Genomic DNA, 22,369 nt, shown 5'->3' with positions numbered 1-22,369 from the left:
CGTAGTTCACATTTGAATTGGCAGTCAGGTTGCCGGGTGACCGGCAACCGTAACCCCAACGGGGAAAGGAAGTTACGTGCTCGACGTCAACTTCTTCGATGAACTCCGCATTGGCTTGGCCAGTGCAGAGGACATCCGCAATTGGTCCTACGGCGAGGTCAAGAAGCCGGAGACCATCAACTACCGCACGCTCAAGCCCGAGAAGGACGGCCTCTTCTGCGAAAAGATCTTCGGCCCCACCCGGGACTGGGAGTGCTACTGCGGTAAGTACAAGCGTGTCCGCTTCAAGGGCATCATCTGTGAGCGCTGTGGCGTCGAGGTCACTCGCGCCAAGGTTCGTCGTGAGCGCATGGGTCACATCGAACTGGCCGCACCGGTCACGCACATCTGGTACTTCAAGGGTGTTCCGAGCCGTCTCGGTTACCTGCTCGACCTGGCTCCGAAGGATCTCGAAAAGATCATCTACTTCGCTGCCTACGTCATCGTCGGCGTCGACGAGGAGCTCCGTCACAACGAGCTGTCCACCCTCGAGGCCGAGATGCAGGTCGAGAAGAAGACCGTCGCAGATCAGCGTGACGCCGATCTCGAGGCACGTGCGCAGAAGCTCGAAGCCGACATTGCCGAGCTGGAGGCAGAGGGCGCGAAGTCCGATGTCCGCCGCAAGGTCAAGGACGGCGGCGAGCGCGAAATGCGTCAGCTCCGTGACCGCGCGCAGCGTGAGCTGGATCGTCTCGACGAGATCTGGACCACCTTCACCAAGCTGAGCGTCAAGCAGCTCATCATCGACGAGCTCCTGTACCGCGAGCTGGTCGACCGTTACGGCGAGTACTTCACGGGTGCGATGGGCGCAGAGTCCATCCAGATCCTGATGCAGAACTTCGACCTCGACGCCGAGGCAGAGTCTCTCCGCGAGACCATCCGCAGCGGCAAGGGCCAGAAGAAGCTGCGCGCACTCAAGCGCCTCAAGGTGGTTGCGGCTTTCCAGACCAACGGCAACTCGCCGATGGGCATGGTCCTCAACGCTGTTCCGGTGATTCCGCCGGAGCTTCGCCCGATGGTTCAGCTCGACGGTGGACGTTTCGCGACGTCCGACCTCAACGACCTGTACCGCCGCGTCATCAACCGCAACAACCGCCTCAAGCGACTGATCGACCTCGGTGCTCCCGAGATCATCGTCAACAACGAGAAGCGGATGCTGCAGGAGTCCGTCGACGCCCTGTTCGACAACGGCCGTCGTGGACGTCCGGTCACCGGACCGGGTAACCGCCCGCTGAAGTCCCTGAGCGATCTGCTCAAGGGCAAGCAGGGTCGTTTCCGTCAGAACCTGCTCGGTAAGCGCGTCGACTACTCGGGTCGTTCCGTGATCGTCGTCGGTCCTCAGCTCAAGCTGCACCAGTGTGGCCTGCCCAAGCTGATGGCTCTCGAGCTGTTCAAGCCGTTCGTGATGAAGCGTCTGGTCGATCTCAACCACGCGCAGAACATCAAGTCTGCAAAGCGCATGGTCGAGCGCAAGCGCGTCCAGGTGTGGGACGTCCTCGAAGAGGTCATCGCCGAGCACCCCGTGCTGCTCAACCGTGCACCTACGCTGCACCGTCTGGGTATCCAGGCATTCGAGCCGCAGCTCGTCGAGGGCAAGGCCATTCAGCTCCACCCGCTGGTGTGTGAGGCCTTCAACGCCGACTTCGACGGTGACCAGATGGCTGTTCACCTCCCGCTGTCGGCAGAGGCTCAGGCCGAGGCACGCATCTTGATGCTGTCCTCGAACAACATCCTCTCGCCTGCTTCGGGTCGCCCGCTCGCCATGCCGCGTCTGGACATGGTCACGGGTCTGTTCCACCTGACCCGTCTCGACGAGGGTGTCACCGGTGAGCTCGTTGCTCCGACCAACGACGAGGCAGAGCAGGGCGTGTACTCCTCGCCCGCCGAGGCTCAGATGGCAGTCGACCGCGGCGCGCTCTCGGTTCAGGCTCAGATCAAGGTGCGTCTGACGCAGCAGCGTCCGCCGCGCGACCTCGAGAACGAACTGTTCCCCGAGGGCTGGAACTACGGTGACGGCTGGACCGCCACCACGACACTCGGCCGTGTGCTCTTCAACGAGCTGCTTCCGGCGGACTACCCGTTCGTCAACGAGCAGATGCCGAAGAAGCGCCAGGCGACGATCATCAACGATCTCGCCGAGCGGTACCCGATGATCGTGGTTGCTCAGACCGTCGACAAGCTCAAGGACGTCGGGTTCTACTGGGCCACCCGTTCGGGTGTCACGGTCTCGATTTCCGACGTGCTCGTGCCGCCGGAGAAGCCTGCCATCATCGAGGACTTCGAGGCTCAGGCCGACAAGATCGAGAAGCAGTACCAGCGTGGTGCTCTGGACAAGAAGGAGCGCAACAGCGCTCTGGTCACCATTTGGCAGGAAGCGACCGACAAGGTCGGCAAAGCCATGGAGGCTCACTTCCCCGACAGCAACCCGATCCCGATGATCGTGAAGTCCGGCGCAGCCGGCAACATGACTCAGGTTCGCTCGCTCGCCGGTATGAAGGGTCTGGTGACAAACCCGAAGGGTGAGTTCATCCCGCGTCCGATCAAGTCTTCCTTCAAGGAAGGCCTGACCGTTCTCGAGTACTTCATCAACACGCACGGTGCTCGTAAGGGTCTGGCCGATACCGCACTCCGCACCGCCGACTCGGGTTACCTGACCCGTCGTCTGGTGGACGTTTCGCAGGACGTCATCGTCCGCGAGGTCGACTGTGGAACAGAGCGCGGCATCGTCACCACGATCGCCGAGAAGCAGGCCGACGGCACGATGATCCGCGATGCTCACGTGGAGACCAGCACGTACGCCCGTACCTTGGCGGCCGATGCAGTCGACGCGAACGGCACCGTCATCGTCGAGCGTGGCCACGATCTCGGTGACCCCGCGATCGATGCTCTGCTCGAAGCCGGCATCACGACGGTCAAGGTCCGCTCTGTCCTGACCTGCACCACCGGCACCGGCGTTTGCGCCACTTGCTACGGCCGCTCGATGGCCACCGGCAAGCTGGTCGACATCGGTGAGGCTGTCGGTATCGTCGCCGCTCAGTCGATCGGTGAGCCCGGTACCCAGCTGACCATGCGTACCTTCCACCAGGGTGGTGTCGCAGGAGATGACATCACCGGCGGTCTGCCGCGTGTCCAGGAGCTGTTCGAGGCACGTGTGCCCAAGGGCAAGGCTCCTATCGCGGATGTCACCGGTCGGGTACAGCTCGAAGACGGCGATCGTTTCTACAAGATCACCATCGTTCCGGACGACGGCGGCGAAGAGGTTGTCTACGACAAGCTCAGCAAGCGTCAGCGTCTGCGCGTCTTCAAGCACGCCGACGGTCGCGAAAGCCTCTTGGCTGACGGTGACCACGTCGAGGTCGGACAGCAGCTCATGGAAGGTGCTGCCGATCCCCACGAGGTCCTGCGAGTCATGGGTCCGCGTCAGGTTCAGATCCACTTGGTCAACGAGGTCCAGGAGGTGTACCGGAGCCAGGGTGTGTCGATCCACGACAAGCACATCGAGGTCATCGTGCGCCAGATGCTTCGTCGCGTGACGATCATCGATTCCGGTGCCACCGAGTTCCTGCCCGGTTCGCTCACCGAGCGCGCCGAGTTCGAGTCGGCAAACCGCCGCGTTGTCGCCGAGGGTGGCGAGCCCGCAGCCGGCCGTCCGGTGCTCATGGGTATCACGAAGGCGTCGCTCGCGACGGATTCGTGGCTGTCCGCGGCATCGTTCCAGGAGACCACTCGTGTCTTGACCGACGCGGCTATCAACTGCCGCTCGGACAAGCTGATCGGTCTGAAGGAAAATGTCATCATCGGCAAGCTGATCCCTGCCGGTACCGGTATCAACCGTTACCGCAACATCCAGGTTCAGCCCACCGAAGAGGCACGCGCCGCTGCTTACGCAGTGCCGTCGTACGACGACCAGTACTACAGCCCGGACGGCTTCGGCCAGAACACCGGTGCTGCAGTTCCGCTGGACGACTACGGCTTCAGCAACGACTACCGCTAGCGGTTAGTTCGTAGAAGATCCCCCCACCTCGAAAGAGGTGGGGGGATTTTTCATGGCAGGAGTGGTTCGTGTTCAAGAGTTATTGCCGCTGAGGTCCGGGATGACGATCTCCTGGACAGCCCACTTGTTGCCGTCGGGGTCGGCGAAGTAGATGAACCGTCCCCAGGCCTGGTCGTCGATCGGGCTGATGTCGATGCCGCGGCTCTTGAACTCGCGCTCGGCCTCTTCGATGTCTTTGACCACTACCTGCATGCCGACGACGGAACCGGGCTCGGCGTCGGTGATTCCCTTGCCGATGCAGATCGAGCAGGCGGAGCCGGGTGGTGTCAGCTGGACGAATCGCAGGTCCTCGCTGACCGTGTGATCGTGGTCGGCATTGAAGCCGAGGCGGACGTAGAAGTCCTTGGCGCGGTCGATGTCGGTGACGGGAATGGCGACCAGTTCGAGCTTGATGTCCATGACGTGCCCTTCATGTGATGGTGAATTCCGGCGACAGGTCCAGTGTTGCGGGTATTGCGGTCAGAAACGGTCCTCGTTGGACGCCCGGATGAAAGTTTCCGAATTCCTTGTTGCTCCGAGAGTGCTTCTCTCACTGCTCGACCGATCCCGAACCAGGAGCGGATACCCCGACTCCGCAGCTCTGACGCATTCCGTCGAACGCGCCGCGCACGCCGACGCGCTCGGCTACCACAGGTTCTGGGTGGCCGAGCATCACGCAGTGCCCGGGATCGGGAGCGGGTCGCCGGCAGTACTGCTCGCCGCGATCGGCGCGCAGACGCGCGGGATCAGACTCGGGAGCGGTGGGGTCATGCTGCCGAATCACCAACCACTGATCGTCGCCGAGCAGTTCTTGATGCTGGAGGCTCTGTACCCGGGGCGAATCGATCTCGGCCTCGGTCGATCGCTGGGATTCACGGAGCCTGTTCGTCAGGCATTACGACGCAGCAAGGACGCTCCGGACACGTTTGCGTCGGATCTGGAAGAGGTGAGGCGCTACCTTGACGGATCTGCGGCTGTGACGGCACGGCCGGCGTCGGAGACCGGGGTGCCGATCTTCGTGCTCGCGACGCGCACGGGCCTGGAAGTGGCAGCGCAACTGGGGCTTCCGGTGGTCGTGGGTGGGCCGATACTCGGAATCGGGGGTACCGGCCGGGTGGATGCACTGGACGAGTACCGCCGGGCTTTCCGGGCCACCGACGCTCATCCCGAACCCTATGTGGTGGTCTCTCTCGAGGTGGCGGTTGCCGATACTACCGACGCGGCGCGTGAGTTGCTGATCCCGGAGGCATACGCACGCGCAGAATCGTCACGGACAGGGGAGTTTCCGCCGCTGGTGTCACCGGACGAGATCAGGCACGCCCCGCGCAGTGACCGAAACACCAGGCGGATCGAGTCGTTCATGGCGTCGGCGCTGCACGGGACGCCCGTCGAGGTGAAGCAGCAACTTCACGATCTGGCCGAGCGGACCGGTGCCGACGAAGTGTTGGCGTCGGCGTCGACGTACGACCGTGACGCGCTTGCACTTTCGGACCGCCTGCTACGTGAGGTGCTCTAGCAGTGTGGTTGATCTAACGAGGCACGTGAAACTCGAGCAGCGTCGCGACGGAGTCGTCGAGGTCGGTCCACGGCACCGGTACGGAGAGGACGGCGATCGCCGAAGTCGGGAACTTGTCGCGGATACGTTGGGCCGCTTCGGAGTTTTCGTTCGATGCGAGATCGAGTGCAGTCCAGGGAATTCCGGGTTCGTGTCCGACGATCAGGAGCGTCTTGACGTGGTCGGACGTGGTTCGCGCAGCTGCAATGACGTCTGCGGGTGAGCCGCCGTAGATGGACTTCTCGAATCCGGCGGGAGCTTCGATTCCCGTCGAGGCAAGAGTTTCGACGGTCCGCCGGGAGGTGGAGCACAGGACGGCGTCGACGGGCGGGACGTTTTCGCGGATCCATTCGCCGCCGAGGCGGGCCTCGCGCAGGCCCCGTTCGGCGAGCGGACGCTCGTGATCACGGATGCCCTCGGGGTAGCTGGACTTGCCGTGTCGCATGAGGACGAGGGTGCGGTGGTCGGCCATGCGTTCACGGTATCCGCTTTATGCCCGTCAGTCCGGTTACTCTGGATGGTCAGGACCTTGAAGGAGGTTTTCGATGGCCGGTAAGAAGCTCGATCGAACTAATGCCCGAACTGCACTCGAGGTTGTACGCGAAAGCCCCACCATCGCTTTCATCACCGTTGCCCCGGCAGTGGTCGTGTTCGGCGTGGTGTGGTGGCTCTTCGGTTTCTGGGCCGCGATTCTTCTCGCGTTGGTGTTCGGTGTCGCGGCTGTCGCGACCCAGAAACTGCGTTAGAGGGCGCTCACCTGCGCAACGGCGCGGAGCGCTTCGCCGACCAGGAACCACACCGTGACGGTCTTGTCGTCGACGCGGCTGCGCAGGACGACGTCGTCGCTGGAGACGATGGGGGAGAGGTACTCGATCAGTGCTCGATGCGGAACCGTACGCAGTTCGGTGCGAGCGCTGAGGACCTCTTCGACCGCCTGCCAGTAGACGGCGTTGTTGACGTGGTCGAACGGGTCGATGTCGGTGGCGCGCAGAGCGAACGGCGTGTCGAGAACACCGGCGTCGTCCGCCTCCGGTGCGTTCTCGGCGAGGACACGCTTCCACTTCAGACGATGCTCATCGGTGGATTCTTCCAGCGGCCGCATGAAGTCGTCGCTCATCCGGGTGGGCATGCCTGACTCGGCGCTGATGTTGATCCAGAAGCCTTCGGTCTCCATCAGGGCGCCGTTGCTGCCGTCGAAGCGCACGCGCATGTTCGCCCATCTCGTGGAGAAGCCGGAGCACCAGCGAGTCATCGTCAACTCTTCCGGCCAGATCGCCGGGCGTACGACATCGACGACCGTACGACGCACGATCCAGAGCGGATGGGTGTCGATGGCGCCGGCGGCCTCGATGTTGTCGTTGCCGATGTCCTGCAGGTAGCGGGCGACGGCGTCGAGCCTGACCTGCTTGGCGACGTCGATGTCGCCGGTGCGGACCGGGCGGGACTTGACGAAGATCGGTCCTCTGTCGGGCTGCTGCGCGAGCGTGAGATCTGGGTTCACGTGAGATTCCTGTTCGCTGGAGTGAGCCGATTCTGTCAGGCTTTTCAGCGAGTGGCGATTATCTGCTTTCCGCAGCCGGAACCGTCGACCATTCGTGCCACAGCGACGGCGGTGTCGGCAAGGGGATGAACGGAGTCGATCACCGGGGTGATGTCTCCGGCGTCGATCATCTGCGTCAGGACCTCCAGATCTTCGGCGTTCTCCGAAGCGATGAGGGTGCCCATTTTCTGAGATATGAACGGAGACAAGCAGTGTGCGCGGATCTGGCGATCGATTCCGCCGAGCCACCGTCCGCCGTTCTCGCCGCCGACGATCACCAGCGTTCCGGTGCGTGTGAGCGCTCGTCGTAGGTCTCGCAGTCGGCGGTTGCCACCGGTGTCGATGATGACGTCGTATCGATGTGATCCGTCGGTGGCGTCGTCGACGCGGTAGTCGAGAACCTCGTCGACTCCGAGGGAGCGGACGGCGTCGGTTTTCGAGGTGCTGCATACGCCGGTGACGTGAGCGCCCATGGCTTGTGCCACCTGCACCGCGTAGATCCCGACGCCACCGGATGCGCCGAGTACGAGGACGGATTGCCCCGCCTGCACGCGGCCGTGGTCGCGTACGGCTTGCAGCGCTGTGAGGGCGGAGACCGGCACCGCTGCTGCTTGTGCGAACGACAACCGGGCAGGTTTTGCGGCAATCTTGGTTTCGAGTGCGCGTGCGTATTCCGCAAACGAACCGACCGCGATCCCGTACACCTCCTGGCCGACTGCCACGCGGGTAACCGAGCTGCCGACGGCCTCGACGCGGCCGGCCACGTCCAGCCCGCGGACCCGATTTTTGGGTGCGCGCAGTCCGAAACCAGCTAGGCGCAACGGATATGGCAGTCCGGCCATGAGATGCCATGCCCCGCGGTCGACGGACGCGGCCTCGACGCGTATCAGCACTTCGTTGTCGGCGACAGCGGGCCGCGGAATGCGGTCGACGTAGAGAACGTCGGCCTCGCCGTAGCGATCCTGTACGACGGCCGTCATCAGTTCCTTCGCCATGCGAGTCTCCGTTCGTCGAATACTTACGTCGTAAGTATTGCACTTACGGTGTAAGTTCTGTCAACGTGGAAAAGCGCGCAAGATTGACCCGAGACGACGTTGTACGCGCTGCTGTCGCGCTTGCCGATTCCGTCGGAATCGATTCGATGACCATGCGCAAGCTGGGGACCGAACTGGGCGTCGAGGCGATGTCTCTGTACAACCATGTTTCCGACAAGGGGGATCTGCTCGACGGAATGGTCGATGCGGTCTTCGCGGAGATCGATCTGCCGACGCCGGGACACCCGTGGCGCACGGAACTCCACGCGCGAGCGGTATCGACGCGGGAAGTGTTGGGGAGGCACCCGTGGGCAACTCCGTTGATGGAGTCCCGAACGACGCCTGGTCCCGCGACCCTGCGCCACCACGACGCCGTCATCGGAACACTACGCGCCGCAGAATTTCCGGTTGCCCTTGCTGCGCACGCCTTTTCGATCATGGATGCGTACATCTACGGCTTTGTGCTCCAAGAGGTGAGTCTGCCGTTCGAAACCGCGCAGGAAACGTCGGAACTGGCGAACGCGATCATGGGGTCGTTCGAGAGCGGTCAGTATCCGCACCTGGCCGAGTTGACCACCGAGCATGTCCTGGCGCCCGGATACAGCTATGCCGCCGAATTCGCTTTCGGTCTGGATCTGATTCTCGACGGTCTCGACCGTCTGCACATCGGGAGTGAACGATGATCTGACGTGTGTACCGGGTTAAAGTCGAGAAAACCGGGTTACCGGTCCAGACTTCAGATGTCCCGAAGAGGAGCTTTCTGTGCGCGCCATGGTGGTTACGGAACTGTCCGGTCCCGAAGGAATTGTCGCGCAGGAGGTCCCCGAGCCCGCCGCCGAAGGTCTCGTGCTCATCGATGTGAAGGCCAGCGGTGTCTGCTTTCCGGATCTGCTGATCACCTACGGCAAGTACCAGATCCGCCCGGAACCGCCGTTCATTCCCGGAGCGGAGATCTCGGGCGTCGTGGTCTCCGCGCCGGAGGGATCGGGTTTCGCTCCGGGTGATCGTGTTCTCGCGGCCGCGTATCTGGGTGGGTATGCAGAGCGGATTGCCGTCAACCCGGCGCAGGTGCTTCGAATTCCGGACGGACTCGCTTTCGACGAGGCGGCGTCGCTGATCATCAATTATCAGACGATGGAGTTCGCGCTCGCTCGTCGCGCGAAGATCGTCGCGGGGGAGACGGTCGTTGTACTCGGCGCTGCGGGCGGTGTCGGAACGGCAACCATCCAGCTGGCCAAGGCACACGGTGCCCGGGTGATCGCGGTGGTACGACGCGAGGGCGTCGAGGACTTCCTTCGTGAGCTCGGCGCCGACGAGGTGGTCCCGCTTGCCCAGGGATGGGGCGAGCGTATTCGGGAACTGACCGACGGCGTCGGCGCGCAGATCGTCGTGGATCCGGTGGGCGGCGACGCGTTCGACGACGCGGTGCGTGTTCTGGCGCCGGAGGGCCGTCTTGTGGTGATCGGATTTGCCGGTGGCGGCATCCCCGAGGTCAAGGTGAACCGGGTGCTGTTCCGGAACATCAGCATTGTCGGAGCCGCGTGGGGTGAGTTCACACGCACCAATCCCGAAGCGGTAGCCGAGGTGCACGCATCGCTGGTAGAACACGTCCGAAACGGCTTGCGACCCCTGGTCAAGGCACGGTATCCCCTTGCCGATGCAGCAGTTGCCCTGGCTGATCTCGAAAGCGGCAAAGTTCTCGGAAAGGCCATCTTGCTGCAGGAATGATTCTTCGCAACGTGATGGTGGTCACCAAATAATAAGTTGCAACATGTTTTCATTTGGGCAATAGTTGCAACCGCACTACCATTTGCCAGGTGATCGCTTCCGATTCTGATGACCTGTATGGAGCACTCGACGAGTTGTTCACTCGCCTGATGAGCGCCGGTGATTCGGAGTCGATCGATGCGTTGATCGAGCTGGATCTCTCGTTCTCTCAGGTGCGTGTGCTGTTCGTGCTTGCGCAACGTGATGCGGCGATCCCGATCAACGAGGTTGCCGACGAGCTTCGGCTCTCGGTGGCAGCGACGGGGCGGAACATCGATCAGCTCGTGAACATGGGCCTGGTCGATCGCCGTGAAGACGAGCGGGACCGACGCGTCAAGCGGGTTTCCTTGTCGGAGGCCGGTCGTAAGGTGACGACCAACCACATCGAGTGCAAGCGCGGCCAGCTTCGTGAATTCGCGTCGCGTGTTCCTGAGCCAGAGCGGATTCGTTTGTTCGAGGCTCTCAAGCCCATTCTCGCGGGTGACTATCTGCGAGCACTTAACCAGGAGACTTCGCGATGACATCGCCGAACGCGCCGGCACCGGCGTCCGACAAACTTGACGGGGCGGTCCTCAAGATCGCTTCCGTGGTGGTGCTCGGCGCCATCATGTCGATTCTCGACGTAACCGTGGTGAGCGTCGCGCTCACCACTTTTGCCGAGGACTTCGAAACTTCGTACGCCACCGTCGCGTGGACGATGACGGCGTACACCCTCGCTTTGGCGACGGTCATTCCGGTTACCGGCTGGGCTGCCGACCGTTTCGGTACCAAGCGCCTGTACATGACGGCCCTGGTGCTGTTCGTGCTCGGTTCGGTCGCCTGTGCGATGGCGTGGGACATCACCTCGCTCATCGGCTTCCGTGTGCTTCAGGGCCTCGGCGGCGGCATGTTGATGCCGCTCGGTATGACGATCATGACCCGGGCTGCCGGTCCGGACCGCGTCGGTCGCGTCATGGCAGTTCTCGGTATCCCGATGCTGCTCGGCCCCATCGGTGGCCCGATCCTCGGTGGTTGGCTGATCGAGGCCGCGAGCTGGCACTGGATCTTCCTCATCAACCTGCCGATCGGCATCATCGCGTTGGCAGCGGCATTCATCATCTTGCCGTCGGACAAGGCGAAGCCTTCGGAGTCCTTCGACTTCCTCGGCATGATCCTGCTTTCGCCCGGCCTCGCGCTGTTCTTGTTCGGTGTGTCGTCCATTCCCGAGGTGGGAACCGTTGCGTCGGCTCGGGTTCTGGTGTCGGCCGGTATCGGTCTGGCGCTGATCATCGCCTTCGTGTTCCACGCGCTCAACAAGGATCACCCGCTGATCGACCTACACCTGTTCAAGAACCGTCAGCTGACCACCGCCGTCATCACGACGTCGCTGTTCATCGTCGCGTTCATGGGAGCCGGGTTGCTGTTCCCGAGCTACTTCATTCAGGTCGGCGGTCACACCACGCTCGCTGCCGGGTTGCTCATGGCTCCGCAGGGTCTGGGCGCCATGGTGACCATGCCCATCGCCGGTCGACTGGTCGACAAGATCGGCCCGGGCAAGATCGTCCTGACCGGTTTGCCGTTGATTCTCATCGGTTTGGGTGTGTTCACGCAGGTCGCTTCCGACTCGCCGACGTGGCTGTTGATGGGCGCGCTGTTCGTCATGGGCCTCGGTATGGGTTGCACCATGATGCCGCTGATGACCGCAGCTATCGTGACGCTTTCCAACGAGCAGATCGCTCGCGGCTCCACCCTGATGAACATCGTTCAGCAGACCGCAGGTTCGATCGGTACCGCCGTGATGTCGGTGGTCTTGACCAACCAGCTTCTCGATCGTGGACTCGATACGACGATGGTCGGAGCGGCGTCGCACATTCCGACCGAACCGGGAAGTCCGCAGGAGTCCGCTGCAGATTCGATTCTCAGCGCGGCGTCGGATGCCTTCGGTAACACCTTCCTCGTTGCCACTGTGCTGATCGTCCTGACCCTCATCCCGGCGTTCTTCCTGCCGCGGAGCAAGACCACCAGGCCGGTGGCCGAGGGCGAGGCGGCAACGCCGATCGTCATGCACTGACCGCTTTTCGATAGATCGTTCGTCCGGTGAGGGCGGCACACATCTTGTGTGCCGCCCTCACCTTTTTGCCGTGGAATAGAGCTTGATGGTTGAATGTTTGATCAGTTACATGCAAACGCATGGATCTAGTTCGCGGAGGAGCAACCATGCAGTTCGGAATCTTCACGGTCGGTGACGTCACCACTGATCCCACGACGGGGACGACGCCGACAGAGCACGAGCGCATCAAGGCCATGACGACCATCGCCAAGCACGCCGAGGAAGTCGGCCTCGACGTCTTCGCGACCGGCGAGCATCACAACAAGCCGTTCGTGCCGTCATCGCCGACCACGATGCTCGGATACATCGCGGCCCAGACCGAGAAGATCACCCTTTCCACGTCCACGACGCTGATCACCACCAACGACCCGGTGAAGATCGCCGAGGACTACGCGATGCTTCAACACCTCGCCGAGGGGCGCGTCGATCTGATGATGGGACGCGGGAACACCGCGCCGGTCTACCCGTGGTTCGGCAAGGACATTCGCGCCGGCATCCCGTTGGCGCTCGAGAACTATCAACTTCTGCGCCGGCTGTGGGACGAGGAGGTCGTGAACTGGCAGGGGGAGTACCGCACTCCGCTCCAGGGATTCACGTCCACGCCGCGCCCGCTGGACGGCATCGCGCCGTTCGTGTGGCACGGTTCGATCCGTAGCCCCGAGATCGCCGAGATCGCGGCTTATCACGGCGACGGATTCTTCGCCAACAACATCTTCTGGCCGAAAGAGCACTACATCGAGCTGATCAATCTCTACCGCCGGCGTTACGAGCATTACGGCCACGGGTCGGCGGATCAGGCGATCGTCGGACTCGGTGGTCAGGTCTTCATGCGCAAGAACAGTCAGGACGCGGTCAAGGAATTCCGTCCGTATTTCGACAATGCTCCGGTGTACGGACACGGCCCCTCACTCGAAGAGTTCACCGAGCAGACGCCGCTGACCGTCGGTTCCCCTGAGCAGGTCATCGAGAAGACGTTGGCGTTCGCCGATTTCTTCGGTGACTATCAGCGCCAGCTGTTCCTGATGGATCACGCCGGGCTGCCGCTGAAGACCGTGCTCGAGCAGCTCGATCTGCTCGGTGAGGAAGTTGTTCCGGTTCTGCGCCGTGAGTTCGCGGCCAGGCGGCCCGCACATGTGCCGGACAACCCGCCCACTCACGCGTCGATGAAGGCAGCTCGTGAGGCAAGCAGTGTCACTGCCTGACGAGCAACCGCTTGACGTTCCGGTCAGTACCACCGAACTCGCCACCGACGCCTGGGAAGCCCTGTTTCGCGCCCAGGTGTCGGTGCTGCGGCGGCTGGCTGCCGATGACGTCTGGGATCAGGTGAGGATGCGCGAGTACGACGTGCTGTTCACTCTCAGTCTCGCGCCGCGGAACTGCCTGCGCCTGCATGACCTGAATCGGGAGATTCTGTTGAGCCAACCGTCGCTCAGTCGCCTGGTGGAGCGGCTGGAGGGCGAAGGTCTGGTATCGAGGAGTGTTGATCCGCGCGATCGCCGCGGCACGGTCGTGCAACTCACCGAAGCGGGTGCAGCGCTGCAGAAATCAGTGGGCCGCCGCCATGCAGCGAGCATTCGGCGCCACGTCGGACCAGCGTTGGACGCCGATGAACTCCGGCAACTAGCGGAATTGTGCACGCGTCTGCGTCTCGCGCAGTCATGACTAGAGGCAGGATGGAAGTATGAGCAACCTCGAAGCGCAACCCGTCGAGCAGGAATGCGAAGGCCATCCGGCCGAGAGCGAGATTCAGATTCTCACCCCGCGCGACGTTCCGCTCGGTGGCCCGCGGGCGATGCGAGTGCGACGCACCCTCCCGCAACGCGAGCGTTCGTTGATCGGAGCGTGGTGTTTTGCCGATCACTACGGTCCGGATGATGTCGGCTCAGGACCGGGCATGCATGTGCCGCCGCATCCGCATACCGGATTGCAAACGGTGAGTTGGCTGTTCACCGGAGAGATCGAGCACCGGGACAGCATCGGTTCCCATGCGATGGTGCGGCCGGGTGAACTCAATTTGATGACGGCCGGGAGTGGGATCGCGCACTCCGAGGTGTCGACGCCGAACACCAAGGTTCTGCACGGGATGCAGTTGTGGGTGGCACTGCCGGATGCGGCGCGCGATACCGCACCCGCGTTCGTTCACTATCGACCAGATCCGGTGACCACCGATGGCGCCACGCTCAGTGTGTTCCTCGGTTCGCTCGCCGGTGACACATCTCCGGTGTCTACCTTCACCGAATTACTCGGTGCCGAGGTGATTCTCGATCCTGGGGCCGAGATCGCCCTCGATGTCGATCGCTCACATGAGCACGGCGTGATCGTCGATCGAGGATCGGTGGTGCTGCGTGGTACCACCGTCGGCTGGGCCGAGTTGGGTTACCAAGCACCGGGTTTCGGAAAACTGACTTTGCGCAATCCGGGATCCGAACCGGCTCGACTGCTACTTCTCGGCGGAAAACCGTTGGGCGAGCAGGTCGTCATGTGGTGGAACTTCATGGGCCGTACACATGAAGAGATCGTCGAGTATCGACGCAAGTGGCAGGCTGAGCTCGCCTCCGGATTCGACGGCAGCGTCCCGGACCAGCGTTTCGGCGTCGTGCCGGGATACGACGGTCCGGCGCTCCCGGCGCCCGAGTTGCCGAACAGTACGTTGCGGCCCCGGGGCTAGTCGTCGGCCTTGCTGCTACCGGCCGCGAGCGTCGTCTCGATCAAGCGTGCTCGATGTCCTGGTGAGCCTTCGCGAGCATGATGTAGCCGGCGCCGTTTGCGGTGATACCGGCCTTTTCACCTTCGGAGAGTTCACGTTTGACCTTGGCGGGCACGCCGGCGACCAGTGATCCAGGCGGGATCTGCATCCCCTGGGACACGACCGCGCCGGCGGCGATCAGCGATCCCGAACCGATGTGCGCGCCGTTGAGCACCACGGCGCCCATGCCGACGAGCACGTCGTCTTCGACGGTGCACCCGTGTAGCACCGCGTTGTGGCCGACCGAGATTCGTTCGCCCAGTACCGCGGGGAACGTGGGGTCGGCGTGCACCGTGCAGTTGTCCTGAATGTTGGTGTCCGCGCCGATGGAGATCGATTCGGCGTCGCCGCGCAGGACTGCGCCGTACCAGATGCTGGCGCCCGCAGCGATGGTCACCGCGCCGACAACGGTGGCGTTGGGTGCGATGAACGCACTTTCGTCGATCTGCGGGGTGCGTCCGAGAACGGTGGCGATGATCGGGTTGGTCATGGTTCTCCTGTGCGTTGGAATGACGTGCTCTGACGGTACCTGGACTATTTCGGTGTGGGCTTTCGATTCATGACGACTGTGCCGACGCCCGCGGTCACCACCAGCCCGATGGCCACGAGTGTGAACGCGTCGAGCCTCTGCCCGATCACGAGAACTCCGGCCAGTGCGGCCGCAGCGGGTTCGAGGGCGATGAGGACGGCAAAGACCTTCTTGGCCAATGATCGCAACGCCCACATTTCCAAGCTGTACGGGATGACGGACGAGAGGATGGCGACGGCCGCGCCGGCGGCGAGCATCTTCGGATCCAGCAGTTCACTCCCGCCGGAGACGGCGCCGAAGGGAAGCGTCAAAACTGCCGCGACGATGCTTGCGCCCGCCAACCCGTCGGCGCTCGGGAGCGTCGCGGCCAGGTGGGAACCGGCCACGATGTAGCCGGCCCACGCGGCAGCGGCGATCAACGCGAACATCACCCCGATCGGGTCCAAACCGGATTCGCCGTGATCGCCCAACCCCAGCAGCAACACTCCGCCGAAGGCGAGCAGCACCCATGCCCCGTCGGCCCACCGACGAGACAGAACTGCGGCCAGGGTGAGCGGTCCGAGGAACTCGATGGTGACGGCGGTGCCGATGGGCACGGTCTCGAGAGCGAGGTAGAAGGCACCGTTCATCACGGCCAGGGCGATGCCCAGCGCGAAGATGCCCTTGCGCTGTCGGTTCGACCACCGGCTCCAACGCGGGCGGACGATGACGCCGAGGATGATCGCGGCGATCGTCAGTCTCAGCGTCGTGGCGCCGGCAGGTCCGATCTGCGAGAACAGTGTCGTCGCGAATGCCGCTCCGAACTGGAGCGACAGTATCGAGGTGAGGACTGCGCCGACCGGCAGTAGCTGACTGCCGGTCTTCATTCTCCGGTGAACTCAGGACTACGACGTTCGAGCATGGCAGCGACGGCTTCGTGGTGATCGCGGGTGTGATGGGCGATCGACTGCATGGCGGCCGAGAGTTCGAGCAGGCTCTCGAGGCTTTGGTGCTGGCCCTCGCGAAGCAGTTTCTTGGTCATCCGGAGTACCTGCGGGGGATTGGCCGCTACCCGCGCTGCCAGGGCATGCGCTGCGGAGAGCAATTCCTCGGGCTCGGTGAGCTGCGAGACCAGCCCCCAGTCGAGTGCCTTCGCAGCATCGATCGGTTCGCCGGTGAACGCCATCTCGGCGGCGCGGGCGTTACCGATCGCGCGGGGGAGCAGCCACGCTCCGCCGTCGCCGGGGATGAGTCCCACCTTGACGAAGCTCTCGGCGAAGACCGCCGCCGTCGAGGCGATGCGGAGGTCACACATGAGCGAGAGATCGCAGCCCGCTCCGATGGCCGGGCCGTTGACGGCTGCGATGGTCGGCACCTCACACGTGTACAGCGCGAGTGGAATGCGCTGGATGCCGTGCCGGTAGCCCTGGCGGATCTCGCCGGGCGCGCCACCGAACATGCCTTCCTTGTCTCGCATGTGTTTGACGTTGCCACCGGAGGAGAAGGCTGACCCGGCTCCCGTGAGGATGACTGCGCGCACACTCTGATCTCGGTTCACCGCGGTGACCGCGTCTTCGAGAGCTTCGATCATGTCGATCTCGGAGATCGCGTTGCGGGTGTCCGGGCGATTGAGGGTCCACGTGACCACATCGCCGGTTCGCGAGATCAGTACGGCGTCGCTCATGGGTTGCTCCTGGTAGTCGATGGCAGTTGAGCTCAGTCTCTCACCATGAGATTTCGCAATAACAATCATTCGTGCTTGATTTTTATGGGAGTGAGTGTGATGCTGGTCGCATGGCCGAACTTCAGACGTTCATCGATGACTTGCGGGCTGAAGGCGAGAGCCTCGACGCCCTGGTTGCAGATCTGCCCGAGGAGAAGTGGGCGACACTGACGCCTGCGGAAGGGTGGACCATCGCGCATCAGATCGGGCACCTGCACTGGACGGACAGTGCCGTGATCCTGGCGATCACCGACCCGGACGGGTTCGCGGAGCAGTTGAAGGCGGCGTTCGTGAATCCGGCGGGGTTCGTCGACGACGGTGTCGCCGAGCAGGCTGCTCGCCCGCCTGCAGAGTTGCTGGCCGATTGGCGAGCGGGGCGCACCGCTCTCGTCGAGGCACTGACCGCAGCGCCGGCCGGCACCAAGTTTCCCTGGTACGGCCCGCCCATGGGCGGAGTCTCCATGGCAACCGCTCGGTTGATGGAGACGTGGGCACACGGACAGGACGTCGCTGATGCCCTTGGCGTCGAACGCGCCCCGACGGCGCGCATCAAGAACATCGCTCACCTGGGTGTGCGGACGCGGAACTTCGCGTACTCGGTCAACGAGAAGACGCCGCCCGCCGACGATTTCCGGGTTGAGTTGACCGCGCCCGACGGCTCGCTCTGGACCTGGGGGCCGGAAGGTGCGCCGCAGAAGGTGACCGGGTCGGCGTTGGACTTCTGCTTGCTGGTCACTCAGCGGGCCAATCGCGCTGATCTCGACCTGGTCGCCGTCGGTGCCGACGCGGACGAGTGGCTCGGGTTCGCGCAGGCATTTGCCGGACCCAGCGGCGAGGGACGAACCGCACGAGAAGCGGAGGTGGACAAATGAGTTCGGTACGGATCGGTAACTGTTCCGGTTTCTACGGCGACCGCGTCTCGGCGATGCGCGAGATGCTCGAGGGCGGCGAACTCGACTACCTGACCGGCGACTACCTGGCCGAACTGACGATGTTGATCCTCGGCCGGGATCGGATGAAGGACCCGTCGCTCGGCTACGCGAAGACGTTCCTGCGGCAGGTGGAGGACACTCTCGGCCTCGCGCTCGACAAGGGGGTGAAGATCGTCGCGAATGCAGGCGGTCTCAATCCCGCCGGCCTGGCCGATGCGCTGCGCGAGGTCAACACCAAGCTGGGGTTGAACGCGAAGATCGCCCACGTCGAGGGCGACGATTTGATCTCTCGCGCAGACGAACTCGGACTCGGCTCCCCGCTGACGGCCAATGCGTACCTCGGTGCCTGGGGCATCGTCGAAGCATTGTCGGCCGACGCCGATGTCGTGGTCACCGGACGTGTCACCGATGCGTCGGTGATCGTCGGTCCGGCCGCTCACCATTTCGGTTGGAAGCGAGATGATTTCGATCAGCTGGCCGGTGCTGTTGCGGCGGGCCACGTCATCGAGTGCGGAACTCAGGCCACCGGCGGCAACTACGCGTTCTTCACAGAGATTCCCAACTTGGGTAGGCCGGGATTCCCGATCGCCGAGATCAACGCGGACGGATCTTCGGTCATCACCAAACATGCCGGAACGGACGGCGAGGTGAGCGTCGGCACCGTGACGGCGCAGCTGCTGTACGAGATCACGGGTGGACGCTACGCGGGACCGGACGTGACCACCCGCATCGACAATGCGGTGCTCACCCAGGAAGGCCCGGATCGGGTGCTGATCAGCGGCGTCACGGGAGAGGCCCCGCCGCCGCAGTACAAGGTCTCGCTGAACACGCTGGCCGGGTTCCGCAACGAGGCCACCTTCATCCTGACCGGTCTCGACATCGAGGCCAAGGCCGATCTGGCGAAGACTCAACTCGAATCCTGGCTGACGAAGAAGCCGGCCGAACTGGTCTGGACTCTCGCCCGCACGGATCATCCGGATTCCGACACCGAGGAAACAGCGAGTGCGTTGCTGCGCTGCGTGGTTCGTGACGCCGACCCCAAGGTGATCGGTCGTCCCTTCTCCGCGGTTGCGGTGGAAATGGCACTCGCCAGTTACCCCGGCTTCTCGCTGACCGCGCCGCCGAGCAACGGCCAGCCGTACGGAGTGTTCACCCCCGGCTACGTCGACGCGGGATCGGTGCCTCACGTCGCCGTACTTCCCGACGGCACGCGCGTGGACATCGCTCCGTCGACGCTGACGCTGGACCTCGAACCGGTCGACGAACCCGAGCGACCACAGCCCTTGCCGCCGCAGTCCTCGATCTCGGTGCCGCTCGGCACTATCGCCGGTGCGCGCAGTGGAGACAAGGGTGGAAACGCCAACGTCGGAGTCTGGGTTCGCACCGACGAGCAGTGGAAGTGGTTGGCGCACACTCTGACCGTCGAAATGCTCAAGGAACTGCTACCGGAAGCAGCAGACCTGAACGTCACTCGCTACCAGCTTCCGCACCTACGTGCCGTCAACTTCGTGATCGAGGGAATCCTCGGTCAGGGTGTGGCCTCGCAGGCGCGGTTCGATCCGCAGGCCAAGGGAATTGGTGAATGGCTGCGCTCGCGCCACATCGACATCCCGATTTCGTTACTCCCCGTAACTGACGAGAAAGAGGATTCACGGTGACCGTGTGGACCACACCGGAAAGGCTTGCGCTTCGCGCGACCGTACGCGGATTCGTGAACCAGGAGATTCTGCCGCATCTGACGCAGTGGGAGCGCGACGGCGAGATTCCGCGCGAATTGCACCGCAAGGCAGGCGCTCTCGGCCTCCTCGGGGCCAGTGCGCCCGAATCGGCGGGCGGTGAGGGCGGCGACGCCGTCGACTCCATCGTGATCTGTGAGGAGATGCACCAGGCAGGTGCGTCGGGCGGGCTGTTCGCCTCGCTGTTCACCTGCGGCATCGCGGTGCCGCACCTGATTGCGGCCGGCGACGAGGCGCAGATCGAGAAGTGGGTCAAGCCGACCCTGCGCGGCGACAAGATCGGCTCGCTCGCCATCACGGAACCCGGCGGAGGCAGCGACGTCGGGCACCTGACAACTACAGCCAAGCGCGACGGCGACCATTACGTAGTCAACGGTGCGAAGACGTTCATCACCTCCGGTGTTCGCGCAGACTTCGTCGTCACTGCCGTGCGTACCGGTGGCCCCGGCGCGGGTGGCGTCTCTCTGCTCGTGATCGAGAAGGGCACACCGGGATTCACGGTCTCGCGCAAACTCGAGAAGATGGGCTGGCGTGCATCGGATACCGCCGAGCTGTCCTTCGTCGACGCCCGGGTCCCGGTGGAGAATCTGGTCGGGGCAGAGAACAGCGGCTTCGCGCAGATCGCGCAGGCCTTCGTTTCCGAGCGCGTCGCCCTCGCTGCGCAGGCGTATGCCAGCGCCGAGCGATGCCTCGAGTTGACCCTCGAATGGTGCCGCGCCCGCGAGACTTTCGGACGCCCACTGATCAGTCGGCAGGCAGTGCAGAACACCGTCACCGAGATGGCCCGCAAGATCGACGTCGCCAAGGTGTACACGCACTCGGTGATCGAGCGGTACATGGCCGGTGACGGCGATCTGATCGCCGAGGTGTGCTTCGCCAAGAATACGGCGGTCGAAACGGGTGAATGGGTTGCCAACCAAGCCGTTCAGCTGTTCGGCGGCCTCGGATACATGCAGGAAAGTGAAGTGGAGAGGCAGTACCGGGACATGCGAATTCTGGGAATCGGTGGCGGAACCACCGAAATCCTCACCGGCCTCGCGGCCAAGCGATTGGGGTATCAGTCATGAGTGTCATTCGGTCAACACTGGACACCAACTCCGAGGTCTACCAGACCGCAACATCGACCATGAACACCAAGCTCGCCGAGATCGAGGTCGAGCACGCCAAGGCGTTGGCGGGCGGTGGCGAGAAGTACACCGAGCGTCACCACAAGCGGGGAAAGCTCCTGGCACGCGAGCGGATCGAGCTTCTGCTCGATCAGGATTCACCGTTTCTCGAACTGTGCCCCCTCGCTGCGTGGGGGAGCGACTTCCCGGTCGGCGCCAGCACCGTGGTCGGTATCGGCGTCGTCGAAGGCGTCGAATGCCTGATCGTCGCCAACGATCCCACCGTGCGCGGCGGCACCAGCAATCCATGGACGCTGCGTAAGGGATTCCGCGCGAACGACATCGCGATGCAGAATCGCCTTCCGGTGATCTCGCTCGTCGAGTCCGGTGGCGCAGACTTGCCGACGCAGAAAGAGGTGTTCATTCCCGGTGGCCGGATGTTCCGTGACCTCACTCAGCTGTCCGCAGCCGGAATCCCCACCATTGCACTGGTCTTCGGTAACTCGACGGCCGGCGGCGCGTACATCCCGGGCATGTCCGACCACGTCGTGATGATCAAGGAACGCTCCAAGGTGTTCCTCGCAGGCCCGCCGCTGGTCAAGATGGCCACCGGTGAGGAATCCGACGACGAGGCACTCGGCGGCGCCGAAATGCACGCTCGTAAGTCCGGTCTGGCCGACTACTTCGCCGCCGACGAGCAGGATGCGATCCGCATCGGGCGCTCGATCGTCAAGCGACTCAACTGGACCAAGAAGGGGCCGGCGCCTCGCACCGAGATCATCGAACCGCTCGAGGATCCGGAAGAGTTGCTCGGCATCGTTCCCGCCGATCTGAAGATCCCGTTCGATCCGCGTGAGGTCATCGCCCGCATCGTCGACGGTTCCGACTTCGACGAGTTCAAGCCGCTCTACGGTTCCTCTCTCGTGACCGGCTGGGCCGAGCTGAACGGCTACCCGATCGGCATCCTGGCCAACGCCCGTGGAGTTCTCTTCAGTGAGGAATCCCAGAAGGCCACGCAGTTCATCCAGCTCGCCAACCGCTCCAACACGCCGTTGCTGTTCCTGCACAACACCACCGGCTACATGGTGGGCAAGGAATACGAGGAGGGCGGCATGATCAAGCACGGATCGATGATGATCAATGCGGTTGCCAACTCCAAGGTTCCGCACATCTCGATCCTGCTCGGAGCGTCGTACGGCGCCGGTCACTACGGCATGTGCGGACGGGCGTTCGATCCGCGATTCCTCTTTGCCTGGCCCAGTTCCAAGTCCGCCGTCATGGGCGGAGCGCAACTCGCCGGCGTCATCTCCATCGTGGGACGCGCTGCTGCCGAGGCCCGCGGCCAGGTGTTCGACGAGCAGGCTGATGCCGGTATGCGCGCGATGATCGAGAACCAGATCGAGGCCGAGTCACTTCCGATGTTCCTGTCCGGACGTCTGTACGACGACGGCGTCATCGATCCCCGAGACACCCGCACCGTGGTGGGAATGTGCCTGTCGGCCATTGCCACCGCCCCGATCGAAGGCACCGAGAACTTCGGCGTCTTCCGTATGTGAGGCAC

Annotated in this window: 21 protein-coding genes; 14 read left to right on the top strand and 7 right to left on the bottom strand. The window is 63.5% G+C overall.

Annotated features, from left to right (window positions below):
* Nucleotides 1-76 precede the first annotated feature (76 nt).
* Nucleotides 77-4,033 (top strand): DNA-directed RNA polymerase subunit beta', encoded by a 3,957-nt coding sequence (locus I7X09_RS05175; RefSeq protein WP_003941914.1) that lies wholly within the window; start codon nt 77-79, stop codon nt 4,031-4,033.
* A gap of 72 nt (nt 4,034-4,105) precedes the next feature.
* On the opposite strand, the gene I7X09_RS05170 is transcribed toward I7X09_RS05175, so the two are convergent.
* The gene (locus I7X09_RS05170; RefSeq protein ID WP_200315913.1) at nt 4,106-4,492 is read right to left on the bottom strand and encodes a glyoxalase superfamily protein; all 387 of its coding nucleotides are present in this window, start codon (nt 4,490-4,492) and stop codon (nt 4,106-4,108) included.
* 88 nt (nt 4,493-4,580) lie between these two features.
* On the opposite strand from I7X09_RS05170, the gene I7X09_RS05165 reads away from it, so the two are divergent.
* The gene (locus tag I7X09_RS05165; RefSeq protein ID WP_200315911.1) at nt 4,581-5,588 is read left to right on the top strand and encodes an LLM class flavin-dependent oxidoreductase; all 1,008 of its coding nucleotides are present in this window, start codon (nt 4,581-4,583) and stop codon (nt 5,586-5,588) included.
* Between the two features lie 13 nt (nt 5,589-5,601).
* Here I7X09_RS05165 and I7X09_RS05160 read toward each other — a convergent pair whose 3' ends face one another.
* Nucleotides 5,602-6,099 (bottom strand): SixA phosphatase family protein, encoded by a 498-nt coding sequence (locus I7X09_RS05160; protein WP_095970326.1) that lies wholly within the window; start codon nt 6,097-6,099, stop codon nt 5,602-5,604.
* 73 nt (nt 6,100-6,172) lie between these two features.
* Between I7X09_RS05160 and I7X09_RS05155 the strand changes: the two genes are divergently transcribed.
* Entirely contained in the window at nt 6,173-6,373 is a 201-nt protein-coding gene (locus I7X09_RS05155; protein WP_003941897.1) for a hypothetical protein, read from the top strand.
* On the opposite strand, the gene I7X09_RS05150 is transcribed toward I7X09_RS05155, so the two are convergent.
* Nucleotides 6,370-7,128 (bottom strand): acyl-[acyl-carrier-protein] thioesterase, encoded by a 759-nt coding sequence (locus I7X09_RS05150; protein ID WP_007728423.1) that lies wholly within the window; start codon nt 7,126-7,128, stop codon nt 6,370-6,372. The genes I7X09_RS05155 and I7X09_RS05150 overlap by 4 nt on opposite strands.
* 44 nt (nt 7,129-7,172) lie before the next feature.
* Nucleotides 7,173-8,162 (bottom strand): NAD(P)-dependent alcohol dehydrogenase, encoded by a 990-nt coding sequence (locus I7X09_RS05145; RefSeq protein WP_200315909.1) that lies wholly within the window; start codon nt 8,160-8,162, stop codon nt 7,173-7,175.
* A 65-nt stretch (nt 8,163-8,227) separates the two neighbouring features.
* On the opposite strand from I7X09_RS05145, the gene I7X09_RS05140 reads away from it, so the two are divergent.
* The 7 genes from I7X09_RS05140 to I7X09_RS05110 all read left to right on the top strand — a co-directional run bounded on the left by I7X09_RS05140 (nt 8,228) and on the right by I7X09_RS05110 (nt 14,725).
* Nucleotides 8,228-8,884 carry a TetR/AcrR family transcriptional regulator C-terminal domain-containing protein gene (locus tag I7X09_RS05140; RefSeq protein ID WP_200315907.1) on the top strand — a complete coding sequence of 219 codons (657 nt, stop codon included), beginning with the start codon at nt 8,228-8,230 and terminating at the stop codon, nt 8,882-8,884.
* 79 nt (nt 8,885-8,963) lie between these two features.
* Entirely contained in the window at nt 8,964-9,929 is a 966-nt protein-coding gene (locus I7X09_RS05135) for an NADPH:quinone oxidoreductase family protein (protein ID WP_200315905.1), read from the top strand.
* A gap of 89 nt (nt 9,930-10,018) precedes the next feature.
* Entirely contained in the window at nt 10,019-10,489 is a 471-nt protein-coding gene (locus I7X09_RS05130; RefSeq protein ID WP_003941890.1) for a MarR family winged helix-turn-helix transcriptional regulator, read from the top strand.
* Nucleotides 10,486-12,018, top strand: coding sequence for a DHA2 family efflux MFS transporter permease subunit (locus tag I7X09_RS05125; protein WP_200315903.1), 1,533 nt, complete (start codon nt 10,486-10,488; stop codon nt 12,016-12,018). Before I7X09_RS05130 ends, I7X09_RS05125 begins: the two co-directional genes overlap by 4 nt.
* 146 nt (nt 12,019-12,164) lie before the next feature.
* Nucleotides 12,165-13,259, top strand: a complete 1,095-nt coding sequence (locus I7X09_RS05120) for an LLM class flavin-dependent oxidoreductase (RefSeq protein WP_095970472.1) — start codon at nt 12,165-12,167, stop codon at nt 13,257-13,259.
* Nucleotides 13,246-13,719 (top strand): MarR family winged helix-turn-helix transcriptional regulator, encoded by a 474-nt coding sequence (locus tag I7X09_RS05115; protein ID WP_200317676.1) that lies wholly within the window; start codon nt 13,246-13,248, stop codon nt 13,717-13,719. The genes I7X09_RS05120 and I7X09_RS05115 overlap by 14 nt, the downstream gene beginning before the upstream one ends.
* A gap of 19 nt (nt 13,720-13,738) precedes the next feature.
* Nucleotides 13,739-14,725, top strand: coding sequence for a pirin family protein (locus I7X09_RS05110; RefSeq protein ID WP_200315901.1), 987 nt, complete (start codon nt 13,739-13,741; stop codon nt 14,723-14,725).
* A gap of 40 nt (nt 14,726-14,765) precedes the next feature.
* Here the strand turns inward: I7X09_RS05110 and I7X09_RS05105 are convergent, their stop codons facing one another.
* The 3 genes from I7X09_RS05105 to I7X09_RS05095 are packed head-to-tail and all read right to left on the bottom strand — an operon-like array spanning nt 14,766 to nt 16,995.
* Nucleotides 14,766-15,293, bottom strand: a complete 528-nt coding sequence (locus I7X09_RS05105) for a gamma carbonic anhydrase family protein (protein ID WP_095970321.1) — start codon at nt 15,291-15,293, stop codon at nt 14,766-14,768.
* A gap of 44 nt (nt 15,294-15,337) precedes the next feature.
* Nucleotides 15,338-16,198, bottom strand: coding sequence for an EamA family transporter (locus I7X09_RS05100; RefSeq protein WP_166811221.1), 861 nt, complete (start codon nt 16,196-16,198; stop codon nt 15,338-15,340).
* On the bottom strand, nt 16,195-16,995 hold the full coding sequence (locus I7X09_RS05095; RefSeq protein ID WP_124568239.1) for a crotonase/enoyl-CoA hydratase family protein: 801 nt from the start codon (nt 16,993-16,995) through the stop codon (nt 16,195-16,197). The genes I7X09_RS05100 and I7X09_RS05095 overlap by 4 nt, the downstream gene beginning before the upstream one ends.
* A 110-nt stretch (nt 16,996-17,105) precedes the next feature.
* Between I7X09_RS05095 and I7X09_RS05090 the strand changes: the two genes are divergently transcribed.
* Genes I7X09_RS05090 through I7X09_RS05075 form a run of 4 tightly spaced genes read left to right on the top strand, consistent with a single transcriptional unit; the run spans nt 17,106 to nt 22,364 of the window.
* Complete coding sequence (locus I7X09_RS05090; protein ID WP_200315899.1) at nt 17,106-17,906, top strand: TIGR03084 family metal-binding protein; 801 nt, start codon at nt 17,106-17,108, stop codon at nt 17,904-17,906.
* A complete protein-coding gene (locus I7X09_RS05085) occupies nt 17,903-19,624 on the top strand; it encodes an acyclic terpene utilization AtuA family protein (protein WP_095970317.1) in 1,722 nt (573 codons plus the stop codon). The genes I7X09_RS05090 and I7X09_RS05085 overlap by 4 nt, the downstream gene beginning before the upstream one ends.
* A complete protein-coding gene (locus tag I7X09_RS05080) occupies nt 19,621-20,769 on the top strand; it encodes an acyl-CoA dehydrogenase family protein (RefSeq protein WP_124568242.1) in 1,149 nt (382 codons plus the stop codon). The genes I7X09_RS05085 and I7X09_RS05080 overlap by 4 nt, the downstream gene beginning before the upstream one ends.
* Nucleotides 20,766-22,364, top strand: a complete 1,599-nt coding sequence (locus I7X09_RS05075) for an acyl-CoA carboxylase subunit beta (RefSeq protein ID WP_124568243.1) — start codon at nt 20,766-20,768, stop codon at nt 22,362-22,364. Before I7X09_RS05080 ends, I7X09_RS05075 begins: the two co-directional genes overlap by 4 nt.
* Nucleotides 22,365-22,369: the final 5 nt, after the last annotated feature.

It is taken from the genome of Rhodococcus sp. P-2 (assembly GCF_016598535.1).
In the GTDB taxonomy this organism is placed as follows: Bacteria; Actinomycetota; Actinomycetes; order Mycobacteriales; family Mycobacteriaceae; genus Rhodococcus_F; species Rhodococcus_F baikonurensis.
The sequence above is the reverse complement of the archived record's forward strand: the minus strand, read 5'-3'. Positions and strand labels throughout refer to the sequence as shown.

Coding starts and splice junctions, on each gene's coding strand:
- I7X09_RS05170 (WP_200315913.1), bottom strand. CDS start 4,492: ATGGACATCAAGCTCGAACTGGTCGCCATTCCCGTCACCGACATCGAC.
- I7X09_RS05165 (WP_200315911.1), top strand. CDS start 4,581: ATGAAAGTTTCCGAATTCCTTGTTGCTCCGAGAGTGCTTCTCTCACTG.
- I7X09_RS05160 (WP_095970326.1), bottom strand. CDS start 6,099: ATGGCCGACCACCGCACCCTCGTCCTCATGCGACACGGCAAGTCCAGC.
- I7X09_RS05155 (WP_003941897.1), top strand. CDS start 6,173: ATGGCCGGTAAGAAGCTCGATCGAACTAATGCCCGAACTGCACTCGAG.
- I7X09_RS05145 (WP_200315909.1), bottom strand. CDS start 8,162: ATGGCGAAGGAACTGATGACGGCCGTCGTACAGGATCGCTACGGCGAG.
- I7X09_RS05125 (WP_200315903.1), top strand. CDS start 10,486: ATGACATCGCCGAACGCGCCGGCACCGGCGTCCGACAAACTTGACGGG.
- I7X09_RS05120 (WP_095970472.1), top strand. CDS start 12,165: ATGCAGTTCGGAATCTTCACGGTCGGTGACGTCACCACTGATCCCACG.
- I7X09_RS05110 (WP_200315901.1), top strand. CDS start 13,739: ATGAGCAACCTCGAAGCGCAACCCGTCGAGCAGGAATGCGAAGGCCAT.
- I7X09_RS05105 (WP_095970321.1), bottom strand. CDS start 15,293: ATGACCAACCCGATCATCGCCACCGTTCTCGGACGCACCCCGCAGATC.
- I7X09_RS05100 (WP_166811221.1), bottom strand. CDS start 16,198: ATGAAGACCGGCAGTCAGCTACTGCCGGTCGGCGCAGTCCTCACCTCG.
- I7X09_RS05095 (WP_124568239.1), bottom strand. CDS start 16,995: ATGAGCGACGCCGTACTGATCTCGCGAACCGGCGATGTGGTCACGTGG.
- I7X09_RS05090 (WP_200315899.1), top strand. CDS start 17,106: ATGGCCGAACTTCAGACGTTCATCGATGACTTGCGGGCTGAAGGCGAG.
- I7X09_RS05085 (WP_095970317.1), top strand. CDS start 17,903: ATGAGTTCGGTACGGATCGGTAACTGTTCCGGTTTCTACGGCGACCGC.
- I7X09_RS05075 (WP_124568243.1), top strand. CDS start 20,766: ATGAGTGTCATTCGGTCAACACTGGACACCAACTCCGAGGTCTACCAG.